This is a genomic window from Rhizobium sp. SG_E_25_P2 (genome assembly GCF_029892285.1).
Lineage (GTDB): Bacteria > Pseudomonadota > Alphaproteobacteria > Rhizobiales > Rhizobiaceae > Rhizobium_E.
This window is the reverse complement of record NZ_JARXVM010000013.1, coordinates 1-26,632: the sequence shown is the minus strand read 5'-3', so window position 1 is coordinate 26,632 and position 26,632 is coordinate 1. Positions and strand designations below refer to the sequence as shown.

19 protein-coding genes and 4 pseudogenes are annotated in these 26,632 nt (G+C 60.2%); 19 read left to right on the top strand and 4 right to left on the bottom strand.

The window, feature by feature from the left end:
- The first annotated feature begins 6 nt into the window (after positions 1–6).
- The 6 genes and pseudogenes from M2360_RS26795 to M2360_RS17595 all read left to right on the top strand — a co-directional run bounded on the left by M2360_RS26795 (position 7) and on the right by M2360_RS17595 (position 9,714).
- Positions 7–1,436 (top strand): annotated as a pseudogene (locus M2360_RS26795) (arabinose isomerase).
- A 342-nt stretch (positions 1,437–1,778) separates the two neighbouring features.
- Positions 1,779–2,714 (top strand): AraC family transcriptional regulator, encoded by a 936-nt coding sequence (locus M2360_RS17615; protein WP_280776572.1) that lies wholly within the window; start codon positions 1,779–1,781, stop codon positions 2,712–2,714.
- Positions 2,715–2,981: 267 nt separating this feature from the next.
- Positions 2,982–3,221, top strand: a pseudogene (locus M2360_RS17610) (chemotaxis protein CheW); the annotation flags it as partial.
- Positions 3,222–3,285: 64 nt separating this feature from the next.
- Positions 3,286–5,037 (top strand): diguanylate cyclase, encoded by a 1,752-nt coding sequence (locus M2360_RS17605; RefSeq protein ID WP_280776571.1) that lies wholly within the window; start codon positions 3,286–3,288, stop codon positions 5,035–5,037.
- Positions 5,038–5,632: 595 nt separating this feature from the next.
- Positions 5,633–7,363: a PAS domain-containing methyl-accepting chemotaxis protein gene (locus tag M2360_RS17600; protein WP_280776570.1), complete on the top strand. Its 1,731-nt coding sequence runs from the start codon at positions 5,633–5,635 to the stop codon at positions 7,361–7,363.
- A gap of 44 nt (positions 7,364–7,407) precedes the next feature.
- Positions 7,408–9,714, top strand: a complete 2,307-nt coding sequence (locus M2360_RS17595) for a HAMP domain-containing methyl-accepting chemotaxis protein (RefSeq protein WP_280776569.1) — start codon at positions 7,408–7,410, stop codon at positions 9,712–9,714.
- Between the two features lie 74 nt (positions 9,715–9,788).
- Here M2360_RS17595 and M2360_RS17590 read toward each other — a convergent pair.
- Positions 9,789–9,923, bottom strand: a pseudogene (locus M2360_RS17590) (transposase domain-containing protein); the annotation flags it as partial.
- A 130-nt stretch (positions 9,924–10,053) separates the two neighbouring features.
- Between M2360_RS17590 and M2360_RS17585 the strand changes: the two are divergent.
- The 5 genes from M2360_RS17585 (at position 10,054) to M2360_RS17565 (ending at position 13,045) form a co-directional block, all read left to right on the top strand.
- Positions 10,054–10,248 carry a LuxR family transcriptional regulator gene (locus M2360_RS17585; protein WP_280776568.1) on the top strand — a complete coding sequence of 65 codons (195 nt, stop codon included), beginning with the start codon at positions 10,054–10,056 and terminating at the stop codon, positions 10,246–10,248.
- Positions 10,249–10,562: 314 nt separating this feature from the next.
- Entirely contained in the window at positions 10,563–10,739 is a 177-nt protein-coding gene (locus tag M2360_RS17580) for a hypothetical protein (protein ID WP_165505568.1), read from the top strand.
- A 195-nt stretch (positions 10,740–10,934) separates the two neighbouring features.
- The gene (locus M2360_RS17575; protein WP_280776567.1) at positions 10,935–11,963 is read left to right on the top strand and encodes a DUF3991 and toprim domain-containing protein; all 1,029 of its coding nucleotides are present in this window, start codon (positions 10,935–10,937) and stop codon (positions 11,961–11,963) included.
- Between the two features lie 64 nt (positions 11,964–12,027).
- Complete coding sequence (locus M2360_RS17570) at positions 12,028–12,633, top strand: DUF1419 domain-containing protein (RefSeq protein WP_280776689.1); 606 nt, start codon at positions 12,028–12,030, stop codon at positions 12,631–12,633.
- A 10-nt stretch (positions 12,634–12,643) separates the two neighbouring features.
- Complete coding sequence (locus M2360_RS17565) at positions 12,644–13,045, top strand: DUF3085 domain-containing protein (protein ID WP_280776566.1); 402 nt, start codon at positions 12,644–12,646, stop codon at positions 13,043–13,045.
- 150 nt (positions 13,046–13,195) lie between these two features.
- Here M2360_RS17565 and M2360_RS17560 read toward each other — a convergent pair whose 3' ends face one another.
- Positions 13,196–13,477 (bottom strand): hypothetical protein, encoded by a 282-nt coding sequence (locus tag M2360_RS17560; RefSeq protein ID WP_280776565.1) that lies wholly within the window; start codon positions 13,475–13,477, stop codon positions 13,196–13,198.
- 69 nt (positions 13,478–13,546) lie between these two features.
- Between M2360_RS17560 and M2360_RS17555 the strand changes: the two genes are divergently transcribed.
- On the top strand, positions 13,547–18,268 hold the full coding sequence (locus M2360_RS17555; protein WP_280776564.1) for a DEAD/DEAH box helicase family protein: 4,722 nt from the start codon (positions 13,547–13,549) through the stop codon (positions 18,266–18,268).
- Positions 18,269–18,515: 247 nt separating this feature from the next.
- On the opposite strand, the gene M2360_RS17550 is transcribed toward M2360_RS17555, so the two are convergent.
- Positions 18,516–19,451 (bottom strand): hypothetical protein, encoded by a 936-nt coding sequence (locus M2360_RS17550; protein WP_280776563.1) that lies wholly within the window; start codon positions 19,449–19,451, stop codon positions 18,516–18,518.
- A gap of 481 nt (positions 19,452–19,932) precedes the next feature.
- Between M2360_RS17550 and M2360_RS17545 the strand changes: the two genes are divergently transcribed.
- The 6 genes from M2360_RS17545 (at position 19,933) to M2360_RS17520 (ending at position 25,738) form a co-directional block, all read left to right on the top strand.
- Entirely contained in the window at positions 19,933–21,756 is a 1,824-nt protein-coding gene (locus M2360_RS17545; protein WP_280776562.1) for a ParB N-terminal domain-containing protein, read from the top strand.
- A gap of 89 nt (positions 21,757–21,845) precedes the next feature.
- Complete coding sequence (locus M2360_RS17540; protein WP_280776561.1) at positions 21,846–22,322, top strand: hypothetical protein; 477 nt, start codon at positions 21,846–21,848, stop codon at positions 22,320–22,322.
- A complete protein-coding gene (locus M2360_RS17535; protein WP_280776560.1) occupies positions 22,319–23,209 on the top strand; it encodes a hypothetical protein in 891 nt (296 codons plus the stop codon). Before M2360_RS17540 ends, M2360_RS17535 begins: the two co-directional genes overlap by 4 nt.
- Positions 23,206–23,535, top strand: a complete 330-nt coding sequence (locus M2360_RS17530) for a hypothetical protein (protein WP_280776559.1) — start codon at positions 23,206–23,208, stop codon at positions 23,533–23,535. Before M2360_RS17535 ends, M2360_RS17530 begins: the two co-directional genes overlap by 4 nt.
- Positions 23,536–23,924: 389 nt before the next feature.
- Positions 23,925–24,509 carry a hypothetical protein gene (locus M2360_RS17525; RefSeq protein WP_280776558.1) on the top strand — a complete coding sequence of 195 codons (585 nt, stop codon included), beginning with the start codon at positions 23,925–23,927 and terminating at the stop codon, positions 24,507–24,509.
- 302 nt (positions 24,510–24,811) lie between these two features.
- Complete coding sequence (locus M2360_RS17520; RefSeq protein ID WP_280776688.1) at positions 24,812–25,738, top strand: zincin-like metallopeptidase domain-containing protein; 927 nt, start codon at positions 24,812–24,814, stop codon at positions 25,736–25,738.
- 6 nt (positions 25,739–25,744) lie between these two features.
- Here the strand turns inward: M2360_RS17520 and M2360_RS17515 are convergent, their stop codons facing one another.
- Complete coding sequence (locus M2360_RS17515) at positions 25,745–25,921, bottom strand: hypothetical protein (RefSeq protein ID WP_280776557.1); 177 nt, start codon at positions 25,919–25,921, stop codon at positions 25,745–25,747.
- Positions 25,922–26,380: 459 nt separating this feature from the next.
- On the opposite strand from M2360_RS17515, the pseudogene M2360_RS17510 reads away from it, so the two are divergent.
- A pseudogene (locus M2360_RS17510) lies at positions 26,381–26,530 on the top strand (DUF736 family protein); the annotation flags it as partial.
- Positions 26,531–26,632 lie beyond the last annotated feature (102 nt).

Genomic DNA, 26,632 nt, shown 5'->3' with positions numbered 1-26,632 from the left:
ACAGAAATGACTGAACGCCCCTTGAAGGCCGGCCTTTTCGGCATCGGTCTGGAGGCCTACTGGCCGCAGTTCAAAGGTCTGGAAACACGGCTGCGCGGCTATGTCGATACTGTCGAGGAAAAGCTTGCGCGCCCCCTGCGTCGAGGTCGTTAACCTCGGGCTGATCGATATACCCGAAAAGGCGCTCGAGGCTGGGCATCAGTTTCGCCAGGCGGACGTCGATATCATTTTTTTCTACATCACCACCTATGCCTTGTCTTCGACCGTTCTGCCGGTGGTACGCCGGGCAAAGGTCCCGGTGATCATCCTCAACCTGCAGCCGACCGTGGCCATCGACTATGCCACCTTCAACGCACTCGGTGATCGAACCGCGATGACCGGCGACTGGCTGGCGCATTGCTCTGCCTGCCCCGTCCCCAAAATCGCCAATGTCTTCCATCGGGCAGGCATCAGCTTTCATCAGGTGACAGGTGTTCTCACCGATGATCCGATCGTCGAGGAGGAAATCAACGACTGGATCGAGGCCGCGCGCGTCGCGCATTTGATGGCGCATAACCGGCTCGGCGTCATGGGCCGCTACTACAACGGCATGCTCGATATCTATTCCGATCTGACCGCGCAGGCCGCTGCCTTCGGCACCCATATTGAAGTGCTGGAAATTGATGAACTGGCGCGGCTGCGGGAGGATGTCAGCGAGGCGGATAATCTCCGCCTGTCTGGCGACGATCGAAGCGGAATTCGATGTGCAGCCGGATTGCGACCCGAAGGAACTGGCGCGGGCGGCAAAAACCGCCGTGGCGCTGCGTAAGCTGGTGAACAAGAAGTCGCTCGGGTCGCTGGCCTATTATTACGAGTCCCAGCCCGGCCACGAATACGAGGATATCATCACCTCGATCATCGTCGGTTGCTCCATGCTGACGGCCGATGGCGTGCCGGTGGCCGGTGAGTACGAGATCAAGAACGCCCAGGCCATGAAGATTATGGACAGCTTCGGTGTCGGCGGCTCGTTCACCGAGTATTATGCTATGGATTTTGCGGCCGACGTCGTGCTGATGGGGCATGACGGGCCGGGTCATACCAAAATTGCCGAAGGGCGCACCAAGATCCGGCCGCTGCAGGTTTTCCACGGCAAGGTCGGCTCCGGCGTCAGCGTCGAGATGTCGGTGAGGCATGGACCGGTGACGCTGCTTTCCGTCATCGAGAGTGCCGGCAAGGTTAAGCTGCTCTGCGCGGAAGGCGCCTCCGTCGCCGGTCCGATCCTCGAAATCGGCAATACCAACAGCCGGTATCAGTTCCCGCTCGGCGCCCGCCGGTTCGTCGAGGCGTGGAATGCGCAAGGACCGGCCCACCACTGCGCCGTCGGCGTCGGGCATATTGCCGGGCGCATCGAGAAACTCGCGAAACTGCTCGACCTTGAGGTCGTGAAAGTCTGCTGACCTAAAACGAGTGTAGATATGAGAGAAGCGTCTGCAATCTTCTAGACGCCAATGCGCAATGGCCTGCAAAAGTTGGCCATTTACAAAGACTAGGAACGGACACCGCCGTGCATCTAAATGTCGAAACCTTCGAACTGCTTGCCGTCAGATCGCTGTTGCCACCTATGTTCGGGCGCAAAGGCTGAACGCCGTTCATCGAAGAAGGTCAGGCTAAATTCCAAAATTTAAACGAACGGATTATCGAAGCCCAAAAAATATATTACTCATGTATTACGACAGGGCCTACTGCGTTACAATATGAGGATGCCTCTATTGCCTGTTGCTGAATTGAGGGGTTCCGGCATGTGGCATATGGAATTTTCCGATATTGATGAAGCGAACGAGTTCACCAGTGACTTGGAAACTCCTGTCGTACTGAATACCGACAAGCAAAAATTCCACTTTCGCGGCAGGTCCCTTCAAGCTGACAAGTTGCTGATCTTTGCCTCCGCGTCGGCTACCGGATACCACGCACGATGCATCGGTGCTCTGGATGATTTTGTCTTTGCTGTTCAACGCAAAACGTTAGATCTTGAAGAATCCTCGCCGATTTCCGCCGACAGAGTACCGACCACGATTCTTGTCGACCGGAGGGCCTCGGAGGGAAAATTTATAGAGCCGATGTCGTCTCAAAAAGGGATGATCATCGAGGCACGTACCCTGAAAAAAGCACTGTCCGACCGGCTCGGACATGAACATGTTGCTCGTATTGCATTCGAGCCGGACGGTATGCCCCTTCCCATTCACCTCGCCTGCGAAAGCATCTGCGACACTTTGCAAAGAGGGCTTGCCGAACATGGTGGGCTGGTTGGCAACCCGCTGGCCGTTGCCAATCTTCAGGATGCCCTTATCAATACCATCCTGTACGGCTCCCGGCACTCCTACTCTGCCGCGCTCCGGCATGGTTCGGTCGAGTTGCCCCGGCTTCTTCGCAATGCGCTTGAGTACATCCACGCCAACGCACATCTGCCGATAACACCCGCAGAAGTGGCAGTCGCCTCAGGGCTCAGTATTCGGTCACTGCAATTGACTTTCCGTGAACAACTGGAGACCACCCCACAACTCTATATCAGAAAGGTACGGCTGCAGCGTGCCTACAATGACCTCAAGACTGGATGCGGACCGAGTGTCGCAGTGATTGGTCAGAAATGGGGCTTTCGTTCGTCCGGCGAATTCGCGCGGCTCTTCTACGCGGAGTTTGGAGAGAAGCCAGGAGAACTGTTCAAGCGAGGGACATGAGCGCTGAGAGGATCAAAGATCACTGATTCGCACGAACGATAAACGGTCCGCATATATCGACTTGCCAGCGCTAAGATTTACATATTCCTAATTCTTTGCGCTCCTTCTAGGTGAAAGCGCGCTTGTCCGTGAGCAGATCCTGCCGGATGCCCGCGTTGCAAAACCGGATGGAGAGACGCATGTTTGGTGTGAAGTTTGGCGCAGGTGCAGTCCTAGCCGCGCTTGAACGTTCTCAGGCAATTATTGAATTCAAGATCGACGGGACCAGTTGCCGACGTTCACAACGCGGTTATCGGTATGTTGGTTGATCGGGTATCTGACATTCTAACAATCAGAAGCGATCAGATTCAACCACTTCCTGAGATCACCACGTCTTTCGACAAATCCTTTTCGGACGGTATGGTCGCTCAGGAAAGCAACATCTTTTGCTTGCTAAATTTGGCAAATTTGTTCGGCGATTTTAATGCCAAAGTTCTGGTTGCGTCGGATAGCGACAACCCGGAGTAGAAAAACGAAACATCCCGGTCGAACTGGAAATCCCAGGGCTTAAAGGACGTCGGTGGATACATTCATGCAGCGAGAGACCGGCCCGACCGTCGGAACAACAGGGCAGCACCCGCGGGCGCCGGCGTGGTTCGACGATTTGCCGCTGCCGTCCCTTCTGTTGAACGGAGCGGGGCAAGTCCTGGCTTCCAATCGGTTGGCGATCGACTTCTTCGGCCCGGGCGCACGGGACGGTCTCTCTCCTGGAACGTTCTTCGAGACCGTTGACGGCCCCCTACCCAAGGCGCTGCTCACCGGGCTCCTGACGGCGCCGGACCGGGTTGAAGCCATAGAGGTCTCCGTGCAAGCCGGAGGGCGGCTCGCCCATTGCCGCGTCCACCTCAAGACGATGCGAGCCGGCGGCGAGCCGGACGCGCTGCTTCTGCAGATCCAGGATCTCACGGACATCACCGCCCGGGAGGCGGAGCATGTCCGATCGAAATCGCGGTGGAACCTCGCCCTTGCAAGCGCCAAGACCGGCATCTGGGAGTTCGATCTGCGCAGCGGCCAGCAGGCCTACGCAGACTCTTGGAAGACGCTGCGCGGGCTCGGCCCGGGTGACAGTTTGCCGGCGTCCCTTGATGAAATCATGGTCGCCATCCATCCCGATGACCGCGACCGGGTGTTGGACATGGTGCTGCGCCAGCGCGACGGTGATCAGAGCTGCAACGTCTACGACTACCGCCTGCGTCGGCCGGACGGCAGTTGGCTCTGGATCGAGTGCCGCACGTCCGCCGTCGAATGGGGATCCAACGGCGATCCGCTCTTCATCGTCGGCACCGACATCGACATCACCGACCGAAAGCGCTCGGAGGAAGCTCTGGAACGCTTGTCGCGGCGGCTCTCCATCGCCCTGGAGGCGTCGGGCATCGGGGTGTTCGAGTTCGATTTCGAAACTGGACTGTGCCAATGGGATGCGGGCATGTTCCGCGTCTACCGACTGGAGGAGACGAAGGACGTGGAAGTGAGCGGGTTTTGGGAGGCGACGCTCCACCCGGACGACAAGGCGCGGATACTCGCCCGTGTCGACCATCATGTCGCCAGCCTAATGCCATTCTCCGACGATTACAGGGTGATCCTCGAGGGCGGCGATGTGCGCGACATCCGAATGAATGCTTTACCCTTCGTCGATGCCGACGGTCACCGCCGCATGATCGGTGTCAACTGGGACGTCAGCGACGACCGCAACCTGCGTCGCGCGCTCGAAGACGCCCGCCGCGTGGCCGAAGCCCGCAATCGGGACCTCGAAAACGCCAAGGCCGAGATCGAGCGCATGGCGCTCCTGGATCCGCTCACCGGCCTGCCAAACCGGCGCTATCTCGACAACCAGCTCGTCCGCATGAAGCTGGATCCGGACACGGTCTCGGAGGGTATGGCCGTGCTGCATATCGATCTCGACCGTTTCAAGCAGATCAACGACACCTTCGGTCACGATGTTGGCGACAGAGTGTTGAAGCAGGCGGCAAGCGTCCTGCGCGACAACACAAGGTCGGGCGACTTCGTCGTGCGAATCGGTGGCGATGAGTTCGTTCTCTACGCCCCGGGCCTGACAGACCCTGACGACCTGTCCTCACTTGCCGACCGCATCATTACGACCATTTGCCAGCCGATCCGGATCAATCAGATTGAATGCCAAGTTGGCTGCAGCATCGGCATCGCCGTCGGCCGCGGCGAGGACATCGACCTACTTCAAGTGCAGCGCAACGCCGACATCGCGCTCTATGTGGCCAAGAACAAGGGGCGGAGCCGCTTCGAATTCTTCGTCGACGCGACGCAATAGGCCCAGTCGGCCCGAAGCTGTGGTTTTGGCCAAGTGAGGAACGCAAGCTGAACGACGTAGCTTGCCAGCTCCTCCCTTCGCCGCCGATTTCATATATGTCCGCCTCAAGTGAGCATCAGTGGCTCTCGGCGATATCGGCCATTTGACATAAAGGGCATTGGTTTCGTTGACTGCACCAGTCCGAGAAGCCGAAGCACGATAGCTACGACCACAATCTCGCGGCATGATCTGAAAATGCCTCTCCACTTCTCCGAAGCAAGTCCAGCGTGCCTACAATGACCTCAAGACTGGATGCGGATCGAGTGTCTCAGTGATTGGTCAGAAATGGGGTTTTCGTTCGTCAGGCGAATTCGCGCGGCACTTCTACGCGGAGTTTGAGAGAAGCCAGGCGAACTGTTCAAGCGAGGGACATGAACGGTGCGGGGAATTAAAAGATCACCGATACGCAGGAGAGATAAACAGTCCGCATATATCAACTAGCCAGCGCTATGATTTACATATTCCTAATTTTTTGCGCTCCTTCTAGGTGAAAGCACGCTTGTCCGTAAGCAGATCCTGCCGGATGCCCGTGTTGCAAGACCGGATGGAGAGATGCATGTTTGGTGTGAAGTTTGGCGCAGGTGCAGTCCTAGCCGCGCTTGAACGTTCTCAGGCAATTATTGAATTCAAGATCGACGGGACCATCGTCACGGCTAACGCCAACTTCTGTAAGGCACTGGGTTACCAGCTCTCCGAAATTGTTGGAAAGCACCATAGCATCTTCGTTGATCCCCTTGAGGTGGCATCTCCGGAGTATCGGGCGTTCTGGGCAAAGCTCGCCCGAGGGGAGTTCGATCAGCGTCAGTACAAGCGGATCGGCAAGGGCGGCAAGGAGGTCTGGATCGAAGCCTCCTACAATCCGGTGTTCCACCACGGTCGACCGGTCAAGGTTGTAAAATTCGCGACTGATGTAACCCAGCAAAAGCTACAAGCCGCGGAAGATGCAGGCAAAATCGCGGCGATTTCCCGAGCCCAAGCCGTTATCGAATTCACGCCACAGGGTCAGGTTCTTTCAGCGAACGAGAACTTTCTAACGACGCTGGGCTATACGGCCGCTGAGATTGTCGGACGGCAGCACGCGATGTTCTGTGAACCTACCTACGTTGCCAGTGTCGACTACCAGAATTTTTGGACGCGCCTTGCTGCAGGCGAGTTTATTGCTGAAGAGTTCATGCGGGTTGGAAAAGGCGGCAGGAAGGTTCATATTCAGGCCTCGTACAATCCCATCTTCGACATGAACGGCAAAGTCTTCAAGGTCGTCAAGTTCGCAACCGACATTACGGCGCGGGTAAACAATGTCGAGCAGCTAGGCCTTGCACTCAAGGCGCTGTCGCGGGGTGATCTGACGCAGTCCATAAGCGTACCATTTCTTCCGTCCCTTGATCAGCTTCGCGGTGACTTCAACGAGACCTCTTCCGGTCTCTGTTCCGCCATGCGGACTGTATCCCAGAACGCCGCTGCTATTGCTTCGGCTTCTCAGGAAATTCAGTCTGCGTCGAATGATTTGGCGAGACGCACTGAGCAGCAGGCCGCTTCCGTTGAGGAAACGGCCGCCGCTCTTGAGCAGATCACGACAACGGTTGCCGACTCCAGCCACCGTGCCAGGGAAGCGGGGCTACTGGTTCGCAGTACCAAAGGCAGTGCCGAGCAATCGGGGTTGGTGGTGACGCAGGCGGTTGCAGCCATGGGGGATATCGAACGTTCATCGTCGGAAATTGCCACCATCATCGGTGTCATCGACGGGATTGCCTTCCAAACCAACTTGCTGGCGCTGAATGCGGGTGTCGAAGCGGCCCGTGCTGGCGACGCTGGCAAGGGCTTCGCCGTTGTCGCACAGGAAGTTCGGGAACTAGCCCAACGGTCGGCAGTAGCCGCCAAGGAGATCAAGGATCTGATCGCCAAGTCGAGCGGTTTCGTCAAGACCGGCGTGGCTTTGGTTGGAACAACCGGTACCTCTTTACAGGAGATTGTCGAGCAGGTCGTTCAGGTCGATCACAATGTCGGTGCGATTGTCCTGGCATCTTCGGAACAGGCAACGGGGCTGAAAGAAATCAGCACTGCCGTCCACACCATGGACCAGGCTACGCAACAGAATGCGGCCATGGTCGAGGAAACGAGCGCTGCAGCTAGCCAACTTGCGAAGGAAGCAGGACAGCTTTTCGAGTTGCTGTCTCGGTTTAACGTCGGAGAAATGCGCGAAGAGGAAGGCCGCAGCACCCCAGCGACTGGCTATGCGTCTGTGGCTGGGATCTCTCGGCGGCCGCGGCTTGAATCCATTCGTAAATAACTAAAGTCCCTATCACAACTGACTGCTAACCAATGGAGGCGATCTTGCGCCACTTTACTATCAAAAAAATTGTCGGCGCATTGTTTTTGCTGATCGGAGCGATCGCAATCATGCTGACGTTGGAAAATCTAAAGACATCATTGCTTACTATGAGCAATGCCAATAGAGCGGCGGCATTTGCAAATCTCGACAAAGATCTTCTGACAATTCAGATGGGATTGCTGTCTGAGAAAGCTGACAGCCCCAATTTGTTGCGGATGGAAGGTTCGTCACTTGACGGCGCCAGAAAGCTGATGACCGGGAACAGGCACACGGTGGATGCTGGCGTTGCCGCTGCTGCGCCATACCTGGAAAGCCTCGGCGACGAAAAGCTGAAAAGCCTGCGTGATCAGCTTTTACAGAGCGTGACTGACTTGAAAGGCTTGCGTACCGATCTCGATAATACCCTTTCCCTGCCAATTACCCAGCGCAACACCGCGCTTGGTGAGCGCTTCGCGCAAACAGGAAATCGATTGATGGATCAGATCGTGCAGCTTGCTGCACTGATTGAGGACGACATGGCATCCATCGATCCCGTCATGGGCAAGCTTGCCGCTCTAAAAAATAACGCCTGGAACGTTCGCAACGTCGGCGGCTCTGTTTGGGAAATCGCCCATATTCCGTATACCGGCGGACCGACACTGAATGCCGAACAGAAGAAGCGTCTTGATGTGACCGAAGGCCGGACGCAGACATATTGGGACATGGTCGAGCTCGGCGCAAGTGATCCTGCCATCGGCGACGCAGTTCGCAGGGCCGTATCCGAAGCGAAAGATGGGTACTTCGAAGGTGAGTTCGGTACTTTGCGGCGTGGAATCGTTTCCGCAGTGCAGGCTGGGCAGATGCCGGAGATGGCATTCACCGATTGGCTGAACAAGTTGATTCCGGCGATCAACGCCACAACAAACATCGCGACCGTCTCGATGATTTCAGCCGTTGAGGTCGCTGACCTTGGCCGCCAGGCGGCCTTTCGCCAAGCCGTCATTTCTGGCGTCGTAGCCCTAGTGATCCTTATTGTATTAGCAGCAAGCTACGTCGTCTTAAGAAAGCGCCTCTTTGGACCTTTGAGCGCCATGACCACCACCGTCAAGGCTATCGCCGATGGCCGCCTCGATTGTGAAGTGCCGTGCACGGATCGAGGGGATGAAATGGGGGACATGGCGTCAGCCGTACTTGTGTTCAAGGAGAATGCCGTTCAGCGCGGACGGCTGGAGCAGGAAGCAAAGGTATTCCAGGATCAGTTGGACCGAAAATTGAAGGAAACGGAATCGGCCTTTACAGAAGCCAATCGCGATCAGGCGGCCTTCCTTGAAAATCTTGCCATGTCGCTCGAAAAGTTGGCGAACGGCGATATGCGCACGCGCGTCACGGGGCAAGTCTCCATCGCGTTTCAGTCGATCAAGGAAAACTTCAATAGCGCACTCGAAAAGCTGGACGAAGCGCTTGGGAGCGTTTCAACCGCAGCAGAGGCAGTTGGCAGCGGATCAAGCGAGATCAGCAATGCATCCGATCACCTGTCAAGGCGAACGGAACAGCAGGCTGCAGCCCTTGAAGAAACGGCCGCCGCACTCGATGAGATCACAGTGAATGTGACAAGTTCATCGAAGCGGGCTCAAGAGGCACGCGTTGCGACCAAGGAGGCCAGTGAGCGGGCAACGATGTCGGGCAAGGTGGTTGCCGACGCGGTTAGCGCCATGCAAAAAATCGAACAGTCGTCTAACCAGGTTACCAACATTATCGGCGTTATCGACGAGATCGCCTTCCAGACCAATCTTCTCGCCTTGAATGCAGGTGTCGAGGCAGCGAGAGCGGGCGATGCGGGCAAGGGTTTTGCCGTCGTTGCGCAGGAGGTGCGCGAACTCGCCCAGCGATCGGCAAAGGCTGCGAAGGAAATCAAGGAGCTGATTGGCAATTCCAGCAAGGAAGTACAGAGCGGCGTGAAGCTAGTCAGTGAAACCGGGCAAGTTTTGAAGATTATTGAAGGCTATATCCATACGATCGATACGCATATGGACGCAATTGCCACGGCCGCACAAGAGCAGTCTGTGGGCATGTCGGAAGTGAACACTGCCGTCAACCAGATGGATCAGGTCACGCAACAGAACGCAGCCATGGTAGAGGAAACCAATGCATCCGCATCCACTCTAGCAGACGAAGCCAATCGCTTGCGGAACCTGATTGCCGAGTTCAAGCTCAGCCATCACCTCGATAATCACGCAGAACAACTTAGAAGGACGGCCATCGACATGCGCCGTGCGGCTGTCACACCCTCAGCAAGGCGTTTTGCGAACACTGGCAGTTGGTCTGACTAAATGGAGTGCCGTCTTGGAGCGGATCGTGGATTGGAAGTCACCAATGGCCGTTCTGGCGACCGTAACCGCTGTTTTCAGGCCAATGCCCTGAGTGGCATTGGGGCATAGGCCCAGGGCAGCAGGCCTTGAAGAAGGCTTTGCGGGTGGTCGGTGACGATGCGGGTGATCGCGTCGGCGAAGTAGGCGTACGGATCGACGCCGTTGAACTTGGCGGGCGCGTCGGCTGCCGTCACACAGGTCTCGGCGGCATCGCCGTCTTGGCTCCTGCCGAGACTTCAATACTGGCGCCCGGTACCAGACCTGCCGCCGACCTCTGCGCAACGGAGTGCGATTTTCGTCATGAAGGAATGGAGACTTTCGCCGTTTGAAAAGGCCTGCCTTCGGTGGATATCTCGAGGCAGAACCGTCGCCGAAATCGCTTTCATTGAGGGCAAAAACGTCGCCGATATCGAGAGCTGCCTGGAAAATGCGTTGGCCGCATTGAAGGCAAAATCGATAAAGGAGGCGCTCCAGAAAGCCGACCTCAGTGAATGACTTGATAGATTTCTACAGGCGCTCTTGCCGCCGGCTTGAAAACGGAACCGAGCTTGCTGCCGAAAGCGGCGGAAAGCAAAGTGCACAGGTGTGAAAGCCGTGCGCAAACCTGCGTCACCGCCGAAGCATGACAATCCCGCTTGTCTGTGATGGCGTCCTGGCCCGGTTCCGGATCTTCCACGATCAACCCGTAAAGGGTCCGCTAGCAAGCTGCGGCCGCACCGGCTTCGCCGTCGCGGTGATCGCGCCCGGACCCAGGCCTTTTGAGGAGCCATCGAGCGGGAATTGGCCCGCTCCCGGATGGAGCCTCTCAAATGTCGCACGATCTTTCCCTTGCACAGTCCCACGCCTTCCAGCTCTCCCGCGACCTGATGGTCCCGGTCACCGTCTTCGAAGTCGACGGCGAGTACGGCGTCCTGCCCTCTGACGAGATCGACGCCGATGACGATCTTGCGATCGTGCACGAATTTTTCCCCTGGCCGGCGCATTGAGCCGGCCTTTGCCTTTGGCGTGCCCCTAGCGAGCAGCACGCCGCAAGGGAGGCTTCGCCGCGGTCGGCATTGCATGATCCAACAATTGCCAGCCGCGCCCTTGCCGCCTTTGCTCTTCGCGGCTGGCCGAAGGTGCCCGCGAAATGACGGGCAAGGAAGGCAACGGAGGCCGATCGACGGGCGATCGGAAATAGAATGAAGAGAAGAGACATAGAAGCGCTGCGTGAACGGGTAAGCTGCGCAGCTGTTCTTGAACAGGCGCGGTTCGCCATCGACGTCAAGGAAAGCACCCGGCGGGCGATCAAATTTCGCCGCGACCATGAAATAATCATCGTCACGCATGAGGGGCGCGGGTGGTTCGATCCGCTCAGCGATGCGAAAGGCGACGTCTTCGGGCTTGTCGAGCATCTCGACCATGTCGGTTTTCTCGAGTGCGTCGAGCGGGTCGCTGACCTGGTTGGTTTCGAGATCACGGAACCGGAGTGGAAGCCTGTGATGCATGATGGAGGATTCCACCCCTCTCTCGTTGAGCGTTGGCAGGCGCGCCGCAGACCATGGCCCGGATCCTCGACATGGCGTTACCTCAATAGCGAGCGCTGGCTGCCGGCGCCTTTGCTCCGCGCGGCGCTCAAAAAAGACGTTCTGCGGGAAGGTCCGCATGGCAGCATGTGGGCAGCTCATACGGACGATGTCGGCGTCGTGACCGGCTGGGAGGCACGAGGCCCGCAATACCGGGGGTTCGCCTCTGGAGGAACGAAGGTCCTCTTCCGTATCGGGCCACCTACTGCGTTGCGCCTGGCGGTCACGGAAGCGGCGATCGACGCCATGAGTCTCGCGGCAATCGAAGGGTTGCGTGACGGAACGCTCTATCTCAGTACGGGCGGCGGTTGGTCGCCAGCCACGCAAGCCGCGCTGAGGGAATTGGTCTCCAGACCAGACGCCCAGCTGGTCGCGGCGACCGACGCTAACTCCCAGGGCGATCTGTTTGCCGCGCGGTTGCGGGCGCTCGCCGAAGATGCCGGCTGCGACTGGACGCGGCTGCGGCCGCCCGAGGAGGACTGGAACGAGACCCTGAAGATCAGGCAAATGGAAAAACGGGAAAAAAGGGAAGGACGCGTGCCGCATTCCCGCCGCCCGCGTCAAGGGAGGCTTCGCCCGGCTGAGCCGGCCCTTGACCCGGCCGGACACGATGCCGGCGGCTCGGAAGAGGTCATGAAGGATTGAAGGGGATGGCGAGGTCGAAATGACGGCGCCGCACTTCGGTCCGAAAACGCGCAAGGAGCCGCAGATGATCCCCTCTCCCGCAACCGCCAAGGTTTTTCAGGGCGTCGCAAGCCGCCAGCAGATGTTCCGCATGTTCGACCGTCACGCCCAGCGCCCTGACCGTTGGGACGATGATGCCGCGCCGCTCTACTCGGGCGAATGGTTCGAGATCGGCGAGACCGAGCATGATTACATGTTCGAGATCCTGCCGCCGCTCTGGATCCGGGGTTCCATGTTCGCAATGCGCGAATTCATGACCGGATCTGTGACATCAGTGTTCTTCGAACTCAGGATCGACGAGGCGATCCGCTATTTCCATGGCTATTGCGATCTTTCCGACAAGGCATCCGTTGAAACGATGCGCGTCGCCATCATCGAGCGCGAAAGCCGTCCGGTCCGGGCCATGACGCGGCAAGAGCGGCTCGAGCATATCTGGAGCACGACTGCCGACGATTACCGCGGTTATGCCGGAGACAAGTGGCCGCAGTCCGCCCGCGGCAAGCGCACCGTGATGCTCTATGGCGGCAACGAGGGCACTTTCCTGAAGCTGCTTTACGAACTCACCGAGGAGGAGGTCGCTGCGAAGCTTCCGGTGCATCTTCGCCACCTTCCCTCCCCGATCGCCGCGTGAGGAAGAGGCCATGTTCACTTTCAGTGTGATCGAGGTCCGTGCGGTAATCGCGCGCGGACTCATCGACGCCGCAGCCAATGGCGGTTTCCGCAATCCCCACTATGGACTTCTCCCGGGTAAGGACGAAGGGCCTGGCCTGTGGATCGTCGGCGACGAAGGCGTCTATCTGCTTTCCAACGGCAAATTGGCGGATGGCCAGAAAGCACTCGTGGTCTATGCCGAGGAGTGCGATCCGAAGATCAATCCGGACTACTGGCATTACAAGCGCCGGTGTTTCGGGGGAGACGACGGCGTCGTCTTCATCGACGCTGACAGCCTGGAAGCCATGCTGTCCACACATCCGGAAGCCACGCATCTGCGGGCGGAGTTTGCGACGGAAACGATGCAGCTCTCCGTACTTTCGCGCTCGTAGCTGGCGATCGCTGCAGCCGGACGAACCAGGCCCAAATTCCCGCATCTCATTTTCATCCGCCTTCGCGGCCGCGGGACCTGTCCCGTGGGCGATGGCGCACATCCTCGAAAAGGAGCTTCCATGTCCCAAGATCCCTTCACCCTCGATATATCAGGCAGCACTGCATTGTCGTCTGGCCTTGGTCTGGGCGCCACCACGTTCGGTGGTTTCGCCGCCAATGACGACGATCCCGATCCGCCGCCGCCCTCCCCTACGCCGGCATTGCCTCCACCAGTTGCCAAGCAGCCGGCGACGCGGAGACAAGGCGCGCGGGCCAACTTCCATCTCGACGACGGCGACGATCGCGGCTTGGCCGCGACCTGGAAGGAACGGGCGAAGGCGAATGTCGGAGCTATCCTCGTCGCCGGCGAAATCGAGAGGCAGGATCGACACGCCACCCGTGACGAGCAGGCGAGGCTGATCCGCTTCACCGGTTTTGGCGCATCGGAACTCGCAAACGGCATGTTCCGGCGTCCAGGCGAAATCGATTTCCGGGGAGACTGGGACGACCTCGGCAGTTCGCTGGAAAGCGCCGTCACCGATGCCGACTATGCCTCGCTCGCGCGCTGTACCCAGTATGCTCACTTCACTCCCGAGTTCATCGTTCGGGCGGTCTGGGCGGGCCTGCGGCGACTCGGCTGGCGCGGGGGCCGCGTGCTTGAGCCGGGGGTCGGCACGGGCCTGTTTCCGGCGCTGATGCCAAAGGTGCTCAGAGAAACAAGCCATGTCACCGGCATCGAACTCGATCCAGTGACGGCACGGATTGCCCGGCTGCTTCAGCCGACGGCGCGGATCATCAACGCCGACTTCGCGCGCACCGATCTCAATGCGATCTATGATCTCGCAATCGGCAATCCACCCTTCTCCGACCGAACTGTTCGGTCGGATCGGCGGTACCGTCCGCTTGGTCTGCGGCTGCACGACTACTTTATCGCCCGCTCGATCGATCTCTTGAAGCCCGGTGCACTCGCCGCGTTCGTGACAAGCAGCGGCACGATGGACAAGGCGGACAGCACAGCTCGAGAGCATATCGCCAGGTCCGCCGATCTGGTCGCAGCCGCCCGCCTCCCCGAGGGCAGCTTCCGCCGAGACGCTGGCACGGATGTGATCGTGGACATCCTGTTCTTTCGCAAGCGCAAGGGCGGCGAGCCGGAGGGTGATCTGTCGTGGCTCGATCTGGAAGAGGTGTGCCCGGCCACATCCGACGAGGGTGCAATCCGCGTGAACCGCTGGTTCGCCCAGCATCCGGACTTCGTACTCGGTGAGCACGCCCTGACGTCTGGCCCGTTCGGCGAGACCTATACGTGCCAGCCACGGGCCGGTGAAGATCTCGAAACGGCACTGAAGGCCGTGATCGCTCTTCTTCCGGAGGATCTGTATGACGGTGAGCCGACGCGGATCGACATCGATCCGGAAGAGGAACTGGGCGAGACCGTCGAACTCCGCTCCGGCAACGACAAGGTCCGCGAAGGCAGCTTCTTCATCAATAACCGACACGGTCTCATGCAAATGATCGACGGTGCACCGGTAGCGGTTTCGGTGCGGAAAGGGAGGTCAGGCGACGGCCTGTCCGAAAAGCATGTCCGGATCATCAAGAAGCTGATCCCGATCCGCGACGCCGTGCGCGAGGTGCTGAAAGCGCAGGAACGCGATCAGCCGTGGCGGGATCTACAGATTCGGCTGCGCATCGCCTGGTCGAGCTTCGTCCGAGACTTCGGGCCGATCAACCACACGACGGTTTCGATCTCGGAGGATGAGGACAGCGGCGAGGTCCGCGAGATCCATCGTCGTCCGAATATTCAGCCGTTCCTGGACGACCCGGATTGCTGGTTGGTCGCCTCGATCGAAGACTATGACCTCGAAACGGATACGGCAAAACCCGGCCCGATCTTCTCGGAGCGGGTCATCTCTCCTCCGGCACCACCCGTCATCACCAGTGCTGCCGATGCGCTCGCCGTCGTTCTCAACGAGCGCGGCCGCGTCGATCCCGAACATATTGCCGAGCTTTTGCATCGCGACCCCGACGCTGTGATCGGCGAACTCGGTGACGCTATTTTCCGCGATCCCGTCGATGGCTCCTGGCAGACCTCTGACGCTTACCTTTCAGGCCCGGTCCGCACGAAGCTAACGGTCGCCGAAGCGGCGGCCACGCTCGATCCGTTATACGAGCGCAATGTCCGCGCGTTGCAGGATGTCCAGCCCGCGGACCTCCGTCCCTCAGACATCACCGCCCGTCTCGGCGCGCCATGGATCCCGGCTGCCGATGTCGTCGCCTTCGTGCACGAGACGATGGATGCCGACATCCGGATCCACCACATGCCGGAGCTCGGGTCATGGACCGTCGAGGCACGGCAGCTTGGTTACAACGCCACTGGCACCTCCGAATGGGGCACGGCGCGCCGCCATGCCGGCGAACTGCTGGCCGATGCCCTGAACAGCCGGGTTCCGCAAATCTTCGACGTCTTCAAGGATGTTGGCGGCGAACGCCGTGTCCTGAATGTCGTCGATACCGAAGCAGCCCGCGACAAGCTGCAAAAGATCAGGCAAGCTTTTCAGAACTGGGTCTGGACCGATCCTGATCGGACCGACCGGCTGGCACGAGTCTACAATGACCGCTTCAACAACATCGCGCCTCGAAACTTCAACGGCTCGCACCTGCAATTACCCGGCGCCAGCGGTACCTTCCAGCTTTACGCGCACCAGAAGCGCGGAATCTGGAGGATAATCTCTTCCGGCTCGACCTATCTTGCGCACGCCGTCGGCGCCGGCAAGACGATGACCATGGCGGCCGCCATCATGGAACAGCGCCGTCTCGGCCTGATCGCCAAGGCGATGCTGGTCGTGCCAGGCCATTGCCTCGCACAGGCGGCGCGTGAGTTCCTCGCCCTCTATCCGAACGCTCGTATCCTCGTCGCCGACGAGACGAATTTCACCAAGGACAAGCGGGCACGTTTCCTGTCGCGCGCCGCCACGGCCACTTGGGATGCTGTTATCATCACCCATTCGGCCTTCAGGTTCATTGCTGTGCCGTCGGCGTTCGAGAGCCAGATGATCCAGGACGAGCTCGAGCTCTACGAGGATCTTCTGACGAAGGTGGACAGCGAGGATCGGGTGTCGCGCAAGCGGCTCGAGCGCCTGAAAGAAGGTTTGCAAGAGCGGTTGAAAGCGCTCTCCACCCGCAAGGACGACCTTCTTTCGATGTCGGAAATCGGCGCCGACCAGATCATCGTCGACGAGGCGCAGGAATTCCGCAAACTCTCTTTTGCGACCAACATGTCGACGCTGAAAGGCATTGACCCGAACGGATCGCAGCGGGCCTGGGACCTCTATGTCAAGTCCCGCTATATCGAGACCAAGAATCCTAGCCGCGCCCTCGTGCTTGCCTCCGGCACGCCAATCACCAACACGCTCGGTGAGATGTTTTCGATCCAGCGCCTGCTCGGCCACGAGGCGCTCCGTGAACGCGGGCTTCACGAGTTCGACGCCTGGGCCTCGACCTTCGGCGACACGACGACCGAACTCGAAATCCAGCCGTCCGGCAAATACAAGCCGGTGAGCCGGTTCGCGAGCTTCGTCAACGTGCCGGAGCTGATCGCCATGTTCCGCTCGTTCGCCGATGTGGTGATGCCGGAGGACCTGAAGCAATATGTGAAGGTTCCGGACCTCTCGACCGGCCGTCGGCAGATCCTGACGGCGCAGCCAACGGCGGACTTCAAACTCTATCAGCAAGTCCTCGACAGCCGCATCAAGGCTATCGAGATGCGCGAGGGGCCGGTCCAGCCCGGCGACGATATCCTGCTATCCGTCATCACCGACGGCCGACACGCGGCGATCGACCTGCGCCTGGTCATTCCGGCAAACGACAACGAGCCGGGCAACAAGCTCAATCTCCTCATTGAGAACGCATTTGGCATCTGGAAGGAAACGTCGGAGAATATCTACTACCTGCCGGACGGCAAACCCTATGAGCTTCCGGGCGCTGCGCAGATGATCTTCTCCGATCTCGGCACCATCAATGTCGAGAAGACACGCGGCTTCTCTGCTTACCGCTGGATCCGTGACGAATTGATCCGACTGGGCGTGCCCGCGTCGCAAATCGCCTATATACAGGACTTCAAGAAGACCGAGGCAAAGCAGCGACTGTTCGGTGACGTCCGATCGGGCAAGGTGCGCTTCCTGATCGGCTCCTCGGAAATGATGGGCACCGGCGTCAACGCCCAGCTCAGGTTGAAGGCGCTGCATCATCTCGATGTGCCGTGGCTGCCGTCACAGATCGAGCAGCGCGAGGGCCGTATCGTCCGCCAGGGCAATCAGCACGATATCGTCGACATCTTCGCCTACGCCACGCAAGGGTCACTGGATGCCTCCATGTGGCAGAACAACGAGCGCAAGGCTCGCTTCATCACTGCTGCCCTTTCCGGCGACACTTCGATCCGCCGGCTGGACGACCTTGGGGAAGGCCAGGCCAACCAGTTCGCCATGGCCAAGGCGATTGCCTCGGGCGACGAGCGCCTGATGCAGAAGGCCGGGCTCGAAGCCGATATCGCTCGGCTCGAACGGCTGCGCGCCGCCCATGATGACGACCTGTTCGCGGTGCGCCGGCAGCTTCGGGACGCCGAACGCGACATTGAGGTATCGACCCGGCGGATCGGCGAGATCGGCCGCGATATTGAACGCCTTGTTCCGACGTCGGGAGATGCCTTCACGATGACCGTCACGGGCGTTTCATACGAAGCACGAAAGGACGCCGGCCTTGCGCTGATGAAGGAAATCCTGACCCTCGTCCAGCTTCAACATGAGGGTGAGATCGTCATCGCCTCCATTGGTGGCTTCGATCTCGTCTATGACGGCGAGCGGTTCGGCAGGTCTGACGGTTATCGCTACACCACCATGCTTCAGCGCACGGGCGCGGACTACGAGATCGATCTCGCCGTCACCGTGACGCCGCTCGGCGCTGTCTCCCGCCTCGAGCATGCGCTGGATGATTTCGACGGCGAGCGGCAACGCTATCGCCAGCGGCTGGAGGAAGCGCGCCGGCGTCTCGGTTCCTACCAGTCCCGTCAGGGTGGCGATTTTGCCTTCGCGAGTGAGCTGGTCGAAATGCGTCGTCAGCTCCGGGCGGTTGAGGCAGAGCTCGCGGCCGAGGCGCGCGAGGCAGGGGCCACTGCCAGAGAGGCTGGCTGATTTCGGAAGCAGTGCAGCATGCACATAGGTGCATTGCACAATAAATGTTTTCCATCTGATCAAAATATCATCATTGTGCACACAGCTGATGCACATGGCGGTCTCCTCCCAGTGCCGCCGCAACAGCTGTTCCCCTCTGGAGGTTATTGACCTTCACACTTCATGGGCCTCGGTTCTTCCGACGGCCCATTTTTTTGATCGGCGACGACCTGCTCCACCATGGGCTGACGCACATTTCGACCGGCGCTCACCTGGGGTCGGCATCGTCCAGATAGTCTTTGACGCTGATCTTGATCATATAGTGATCCGACAGAAAACGATCGTGAGCCGTCAAATCGGATGACCGCAATACGTACTGTCTTGTGTATCGAAATTCCGGACGATCTACTGCCACGAAGGCTCTGTCGAACGGCGCTTCCTTGTATTGTGCGCTCCAATACGTGGCACTGTCATTGTTGTTGAGATCGATAAAGCCGCCATCGATGAATGCCTCGATTGCGGGCTCGGCGTTGTTGAGAATGTTAGTATCACCGATCAACACCAAGGTTGGGTCGATATCCGCTCGGACCCTCGCAATTGCCGCGCAGAGGCTGACAGCTTCTTTCCCCCTAACCCTTCGGTTCTGGGTTACGCCGCCATAGTTAGACTTCATGTGCAGCGGCACCAAACCAAGCCTTCTTTTCTCCGGAAGTTGCTGCCAGTCACCATTTTCTGGGCGTCGCCAGACCAGAATTTCCGAACTGAAGCTGAACAGATGAGGTTTGCGATCCCAAAGAGCGTCCTCTGCATCTTCATGGCTAACGTCCAAAGCCGTGATCTTGTCGAGGGTCAAGCGTCGTGTATTCCACATCACAGCACACAGCTGCGATTTATCTCCAGCCTGGCGGTTGGGGACGATTTCGTATGCCCAAGGATCATCCAGGTGTTCTTCCAAGAGGTAACACACGATATCCAGATCGGCGTTCCTGCGATCCGATTTTGCGCGGCTTTGTATGACCGGTTGATTTTCCCCCAACCGAACTTCCGCGTCAGTGGGGGTCAGGTAGACCTCTTGGAGCGCAATGACATCAATCCCTGACATCTCGATGTGATCTGCAAGAGCGAAAGCACTCTGCCTTCGCTCCGCGCGCGGCGCGCCGCTAAGATGTTCAATATTCCAGCTCGCAATCTGCAGAAATCCCATAGTCCCCTCCCGTGGTGGTCGGCTTGCTATCGCCAATCTAGGTTACACGCATTCTCATATTCTCGTTGTGACAGGGCCAGCAGTGAGCCGCCCTCTGGTTGTGCATCTTGCCGCTCTCATCCCGCGTGCTTCTGCCGGGGGCAGCGGGAATACTAGTTTAGGGCGATTTCTAGTACATCTGCAACTGCGTGAGTTGCGGCGCGGGTAGGCACGAAGCGCTTGGAAGGAATTGGGAAAGAAGAAGGAGAAATCCGTCGCAGATCGGTCCTCCCGTCGCCGCTGTCGCTCAACCGCCACCTGCGCAGCCCGGCCACTCGTCCTTTGCAAGGCTGTTAGCCCTGCTTGTCCTTCGCGGCAGGGCCGCTCGCCCGCAGTTGCGACGGTCGGGCCGCTTTGCGGTCCGGGAGATGTCTTCAGGGAAAAATGAAGACAGGAAGGACCGGCAGAAGGCCGGATCCGCATCTCGGAAAGGAACGCTCCCATGCAACTGATGAAGGTCGATCCGCGCGCGCTGAAGGACAATCCCGACAATACGCGCCAGTCGAAATCGACGCCCCAGGCTGACGCCTTGCTGCTTGCGACGATCAAGGCCGTAGGCGTCATCCAGCCGCCCGTCATTTTCGCCGAAGCCGGCGGCAACGGCTATGTCCTTGAAGCCGGACACCGGCGCACCCGCATGGCCATCGCAGCGGGCATCAAGGAAATCGATGTCATCGTCGTCGAGGCGGCCAACGACAATGGCGCCATGCGCTCGATGATCGAAAACATCGCGCGCGAGCCGCTCAATCCGGTTGACCAATGGCGCGGCATCGAGCGCCTCGTTGCACTCGGCTGGACCGAGGAGGCGATTGCGATTGCGCTGGCCCTGCCAGTGAGACAGATCCGCAAGCTTCGCCTGCTCGCCAACGTCCTGCCAGCGATGCTCGACCACATGGCCAAGGGCGACATGCCGAACGAGCAGCAGCTTCGCACGATTTCCGCGGCGTCGCTCGACGAGCAGAAGGAAGTCTGGAAGGCCCACAAGCCAAAGAAGGGTGACACGGCGTCCTGGTGGGCGATCGCAAACGGCCTCACCAAGACCCGCATGTTCGCGCGTGACGCCAGTTTCGGCGACGATCTTCGCCAGGCCTATGGCATCGAGTGGGCCGAAGACCTGTTTGGACCGGCCGACGAGGATAACCGCTATACCACCAACGTCGAAGCATTTCTCGGCGCGCAGCAGGAATGGATGAGCAGCAACCTTCCCAAAAAGGGCGCCATCGTCGAGGTCAACAACTGGGGTCAGCCGCAATTGCCGCCGAAGGCGGAGCGTATCTATGGCAAGCCCGGCAAGGGCGATTGCACCGCCATGTATCTCGACCGTGACGGCAAGGTGCAGACTGCTCACTTCAGGATGCCGGAGGTCAGAAAAGCCAAGGGCAAGGCCGGTTCGACCGAGCTCGGCGGTGAGGACGGAAACGAGGGTATCGATGTTGCAGCCAAGATGCGGCCGGACGTGACCCGAAACGGCGTCGACATGATCGGCGATTTTCGCACGGACGCGCTGCATGAGGCGCTGGCCCGGGCGCCGATCGAGGACGATACCCTCTTGGCAATGCTGGTGCTTGCGTTTGCCGGGCAGAACGTCTCGGTCGACTCCGGCGCCGAGGCCTCCGGGCAACTCTACGGGTCCAGGCGGTTCGCCCGGCATGCCGTCCGGCTGATCGGCGAAAGCGGCAAGCTGGAGTTCGACATGGATACGCTTCGCGTCGTGGCCAGGTTGACCCTGATCGGCGCCCTGTCGGCGCGGACAAATCGCTCGGACAGCGGCATCGTTGCCCGCATCGCCGGTGATGCCATCGGCGCCGACGCCCATCTTCCGAACATGGGCACGGAGGAGTTCCTCGCGTGCCTCTCGCGCCCCGCGCTGGAAGCGTCCTGCGGTGGCACGAGTGTCGCCCCCCGCCCGCGCGTCAGGGACACCCGCGCTGCCCTTGTCGAGCACTTCAAGGACGAACGCTTCGTGCATCCGGCAGCCTTCTTTGCACCCGATGACGCGAAGCTGGCCGAGTGGCTGGTCAAGAACATGGAGCATGGCAGCGAGGACGAAGATGCACCCATCGACGGACCGATGGTCGGCATCGAGGACGGCGCCGACGGTGAGTTTGATCCGTCGATCGAAGACGGCGCGGTCGACAAACCCCATGTTCCGGAAGGCGAGGACGGTGGCAACCCAGCCGAAACCGGGCTCGAAGAGCTGGATGAAGCCGCCGCTGACACCAGCACCGAGGATCCCGATACCGCTTACGGAATTGCGGCCGAGTAACCCTCTCCACGACGTCATTCTGATCGATACCGCCGCCGGCCATCACCGGCGGCGGCTTTGTTTCCACACCTCAAAACAGGAGCACACGCATGTCCGCGTCTTTGATTTATGACCTCGCCCCGATCGGCGCGATTGTTACCTGGTCCGACGGCACGCCCCGCCCGCCCGAACGCCACAGGAAAAAGCTTGCCGCCTGGGAAAACCGCAACAGCAAGGGTCGGCTGATCCAAAAGCAGGGCAAGCGTGGCATCGGCAATGTCTGGCTGTCGCCGGATTTTACGCTGCATGAGGGCGACTTTGGCGCCAATGGCGACATCACTATCCGTATCCACAGGACGTTCTCTCTCGACAGCAACCTCACATTCAAGGTGATCGAGCGCCCGCAGCTCGGCCATATCAGGGTCTTCGACCGCGCCGGCGACAACGCCGAGCTCGTCCACCTCGCCGCCAGTCGCCAATCGGCGGAGGAATGGTTGACCCGGCATGGCTATCCCAATGCCGTGTTGGAAGAGGTCACTGCCGATGAAGTGGCGGCCGCCCATGTCGAAGGGAGGGTCGCGGCATGAACACGCCTGCTGTCCAACCCAAAGTAGCCTCCACCCGTGATTTGCCGGGGCTGGAGTTCAGCCGCAGCGCCGATGGCCTGCCTGTCGCTCGTGTCGGCGATCTCGTTGTCGCCATGGTGTCGGGACGTGATGGCCAGCATTTTCTCGCCAGTGCCTGGCGGGTATCACGGCCGCTTTCCGAGCTCAAGCGCGACGACTTCTACTCGCATCATGGCGCCGTTGCCGATCAGACGGAATTTCGGGCACGGATGATCGAGCAGGCCGAGCACGTCCGAGACCTCCGGGCGCTCGCCCGGCAAACTGTCCGGATGAACTGCTCCACGCCATGGGGACCGTCACAGGGCGCCACCGTCTACGCGGAAGGAATCGTCTCCCACACAACGGCAGGACATGGCGGGATCAAGTTGTCCGACGAGCGTAATGTCAAAATCCATCCGATGCTGCATTGCGCCGGTGGTTGGTACGAAGAAGATGCCGCATGGGCCGCAGTTGCCCTTGCCTATCCGAACCTCTTTACCGGATACGAGCGCAAGTGCGCCGATAGGACGGTGCGGGATAGCTGGCCAGAGGCCTGGGAAGCCATTTTCGGCCGGCCACTTGCCCCCGGTGAATCTCATGAAAAGGATCGCCGCGCCTTTGAGCGCGAGCAGGCCAGCGACTGGATCGTCATCTCCGCGCTGCGTTCGGATCAGCATGTCGGCATGACCGAGGTCATCGCCACGATCGGCGGGGTCCGGGCAACCGATGTGGAAGAACGCCGCCATCTCGTGCCAAGCGACGAGTACGAGGTTGGCCAATTTGGCTTCGTGATCGATACGGCACGGCACCCTACCTATGACGGACCCTCGTCGTTCGTCGGCTGGCAGGCGCGGGTGACCAGTCCATGAATCCGGTCAGTCCCCGCGTCCTTCTGTCCCGCATGGAGGCGGCGCGGCGAGAGACGCGCCATCATCTCGATCGCATTCAGCGGCAGATCACGGGCCGGGCCGAGCGCATAGCGGTCACCGAGAAGGCGAAAGCCCGTTCGCACCGCCGGGGCGGGTCGCGGTGGACGCGCTCCGACGAAGAGCTGTTTCAGGATCACGTCGAGCGGCTCGCCTTCGAGCGGCGAACGGAAATCGCTGCCCTGGCTCGCAAACTCCAACGCCAGGAGCGGGCGATCGCCACCATGCGCATGACGCTCGGCGATGACGCGAACAGTGCGGCGGTGTGAGCCTGCCCGGGAGGCGCATTTTTGGTGCGGGCTGATGCGCTGGCAGAGAAATGCGGGCTGTCGTTCGCAAGGGGTTCTCTCCTCCGGGGTTTCGATGTCACAGCCCAACCCCTGCCGGCCGCCCTTCGTTATCGCTGCGGTCTGAACCGGCGGCCGATCGTTTCAAGGCCGCTGGCGCGCCGCGAAGCGGCCGGTGCAGCCTTCCTCGCAAAACGGCCCCGCGTCCTTCGCAGGGTTTTACCCCGCTTGTCCGCAAACCCGTTTCGCTCGTCCAGCTGCCCCGGACCTGTGAAAGCGCCCGTCCTCAGCCGGTTCCTGTCGATCGCATCGAAGGGCAGACCGGCAGGGGCCGGAGCCGCTTCGCACGCAAACCACGAAAGGAAGATCCCATGGCCAAAGCCGCAACCCATCGACCCTCGCCTCGCGTCGTGCCGCTCCGCAAGGGCGCAACCCTCGAAATGGTCAGGCTCACTTGCCCGGACACCGCCCAGGCAATGCTGATCGCCGAGAGTTTTGGAACCGCGGTGGTCGACAGCGACGGTATCCGTGAACTCCACGAGCGTCTGATCATTGAGACCGCCGATGGCCTCTCGGACGGCCTCGGCGAGAAGGCGATGCAGATCCATCTCCAGCGGATCGTCGGAGCCTATGTCAGCTCGGCGCACGGAGCCGGCCAGTTCTACAGCCGCGCAGTCTCCGAAGCTCGCGACGCGACCGCCAAATCGGCAAACGACGCCCGCGACGAGGATCTCGATGGCCCGGTCGGCTACGACAGCGCCGCGCAGCGCAAACGTGAATTCGCCGCCGACATGGGCATACAGTCCCACGCGCTGCGGATGGCGGCCGAGGGCGCGGTCGCAGCTTACGGCCACGTCATCGGCGACGCCTGGAAGCCTTTCGACCGCCCGGTCGATAACCCCGGCCAGTCGCTCGACCGCAAGGCGGCCGCAGCGCAGATGGCGGCTCTCGGTTGAGCCGTTTCCGGCGGAGCTTCGGCTCCGCCCTTTCCCTCTCACTGATCCTCGGGCCGGTTCCTCTGGGACTGGCCCTTTTCCATGTCGCGCCAAGGAAGAGAAGGAAAAACAGGGGCCCTGCTCGCCACGCGGCCCCGTCCTGGTCGGTGGTCCTGCAGGAGCCGGCGGCCTGCCGCAACGGCTTCGCCGTCCTTCACTCCGTTGCGGCCGTTCCGGTGCTGCCGGCCGCCTGATCGCTCCTGTCTTCGGACCTCCGCGACGGGGCCGCGATGGGCGCGGTCTCCAAAACGGAGAATAAGGACATGAGCAGGAAAGCCGAGGGCGAACGCGCCGACATTTATGCACGGATCACGGACAGGATCGTTGCCGATCTGGAAAAGGGTGTAAAACCCTGGATGAAACCCTGGCATGCGGCCAACACGGATGGCCGGATTAGCCGGCCGCTGCGATACAACGGCCAGCCCTATTCGGGCATGAACATTCTCCTGTTATGGTCGGAAGGAATGGCGCGCGGCTTTGCTTCACCCATGTGGATGACGTTCAGGCAGGCACTCGAACTGGGAGCGGCGGTGCGCAAGGGCGAGACCGGTTCGGCGGTCGTCTTTGCCAGCCGCTTCACCAAGTCCGAGGCGGACGGCAATGGTGGAGAAGTCGACCGGGAGATCCCGTTTCTGAAGGCATACACGGTCTTCAACATCGAGCAGATCGACGGGCTGCCGGAACACTACCATCACCGACCGGGTCCGGTGCTCGATCCGGTCGAGCGGGTCGAGCAGGCCGATCGCTTCTTCCGCAACACGGGTGCCGTTATCCGGCATGGCGGGGCGCAGGCCTATTATTCGCCGGTCACGGATCACATCCAGATGCCGCCGTTCGAGACCTTTCGCGACGCCGCGTCTTACGTGGCGACGCTCAGTCACGAAAGTTGCCATTGGACGGCGCGCGCCGATCGTGTCGGGCGCGATCTCAGCCGCTATGCGAAGGACAAGACCGAGCGAGCTCGCGAAGAACTGATTGCGGAGCTCGGCAGCTGCTTCCTATGCGCCGATCTCGGAATCGCGCCGGAGCTGGAACCACGGCCGGACCATGCGTCTTACCTCGGCTCGTGGCTGAAGGTCCTCTCCGACGACAAGCGGGCCATTTTTCAGGCGGCAGCCCATGCCCAGCGTGCTGTCAGCTTCCTGCACGGTCTCCAGCCCATTCAGTCCGACAAGAGAGCGGCTGCGTAGGAGACGTCAAGGTCGGTCGTTGTCACCCGCAACGGCCGACAGCTCTTTCGGCTCGCTAACCGCAAGCGCGTGCTGATCGGACGTGAGGTCCAGCTTCCCCCAGATCGACGGCTTTCGATCGGTGGCTCTCAGCTTTCGGGATTGCTTGATTTCGATGATAAACGGTTTTGTCTGCTGACGCATAGATCCTCCAGGCGACGAATCGCGGCCCGACAATATCGCGTTGACAACCGGAGGCAACTGCCCCGGCTGGCCGAGTTTTTCTCATCCGAAGTTGACGTTGTGACTTAGAAACGGGGGAACGGCTTCGCGCCCGGGCTGTTCCGCCAAAGGGAGCATACTGACGAGGGCCGCCACGTCCAAGTTCCTCACGCCGCTGTCATAAGCCACGTCCTCCGCGGGCTCGATGAGGCATGTCTGATCGGAGACCGGCTTCGCCTCGATCGTTCTCCCGCAACGGCCGTCCCAACTTTCTTCCCCTGCAAACTGCGTTCGCATTCCTCGCGGAGCAACAAAGCCGCTCCCTGCCGCCCTCCACTTCGTTTCGGCCCCTTCGGGGTGCGGTCCGATCGTCCCCGATCCGTGCGACAGCCATCGAGGCCGCGAAGGGCGCGGCCCGAAACAACCGAAAGGAACTTGGACATGGCGACCATCGGCACCTTCACCTCCACCGAAAACGGCTTCACCGGCTCGATCCGCACACTGGCCCTCAACGTCAAGGCCCGCATCGCCCGCATCGACAACCCCTCCGACAAGGGCCCGCACTTCCGCATCTACGCGGGCAATGTCGATTATGCAGAGAGCGGGATTATGCGAAGTGTTGGCCGCTGAAGCCTGCTTTTGCCGGTGTTTGCGGTGGATTTTACTCCGCATAATTCCGAGGGTTGGTGGGTA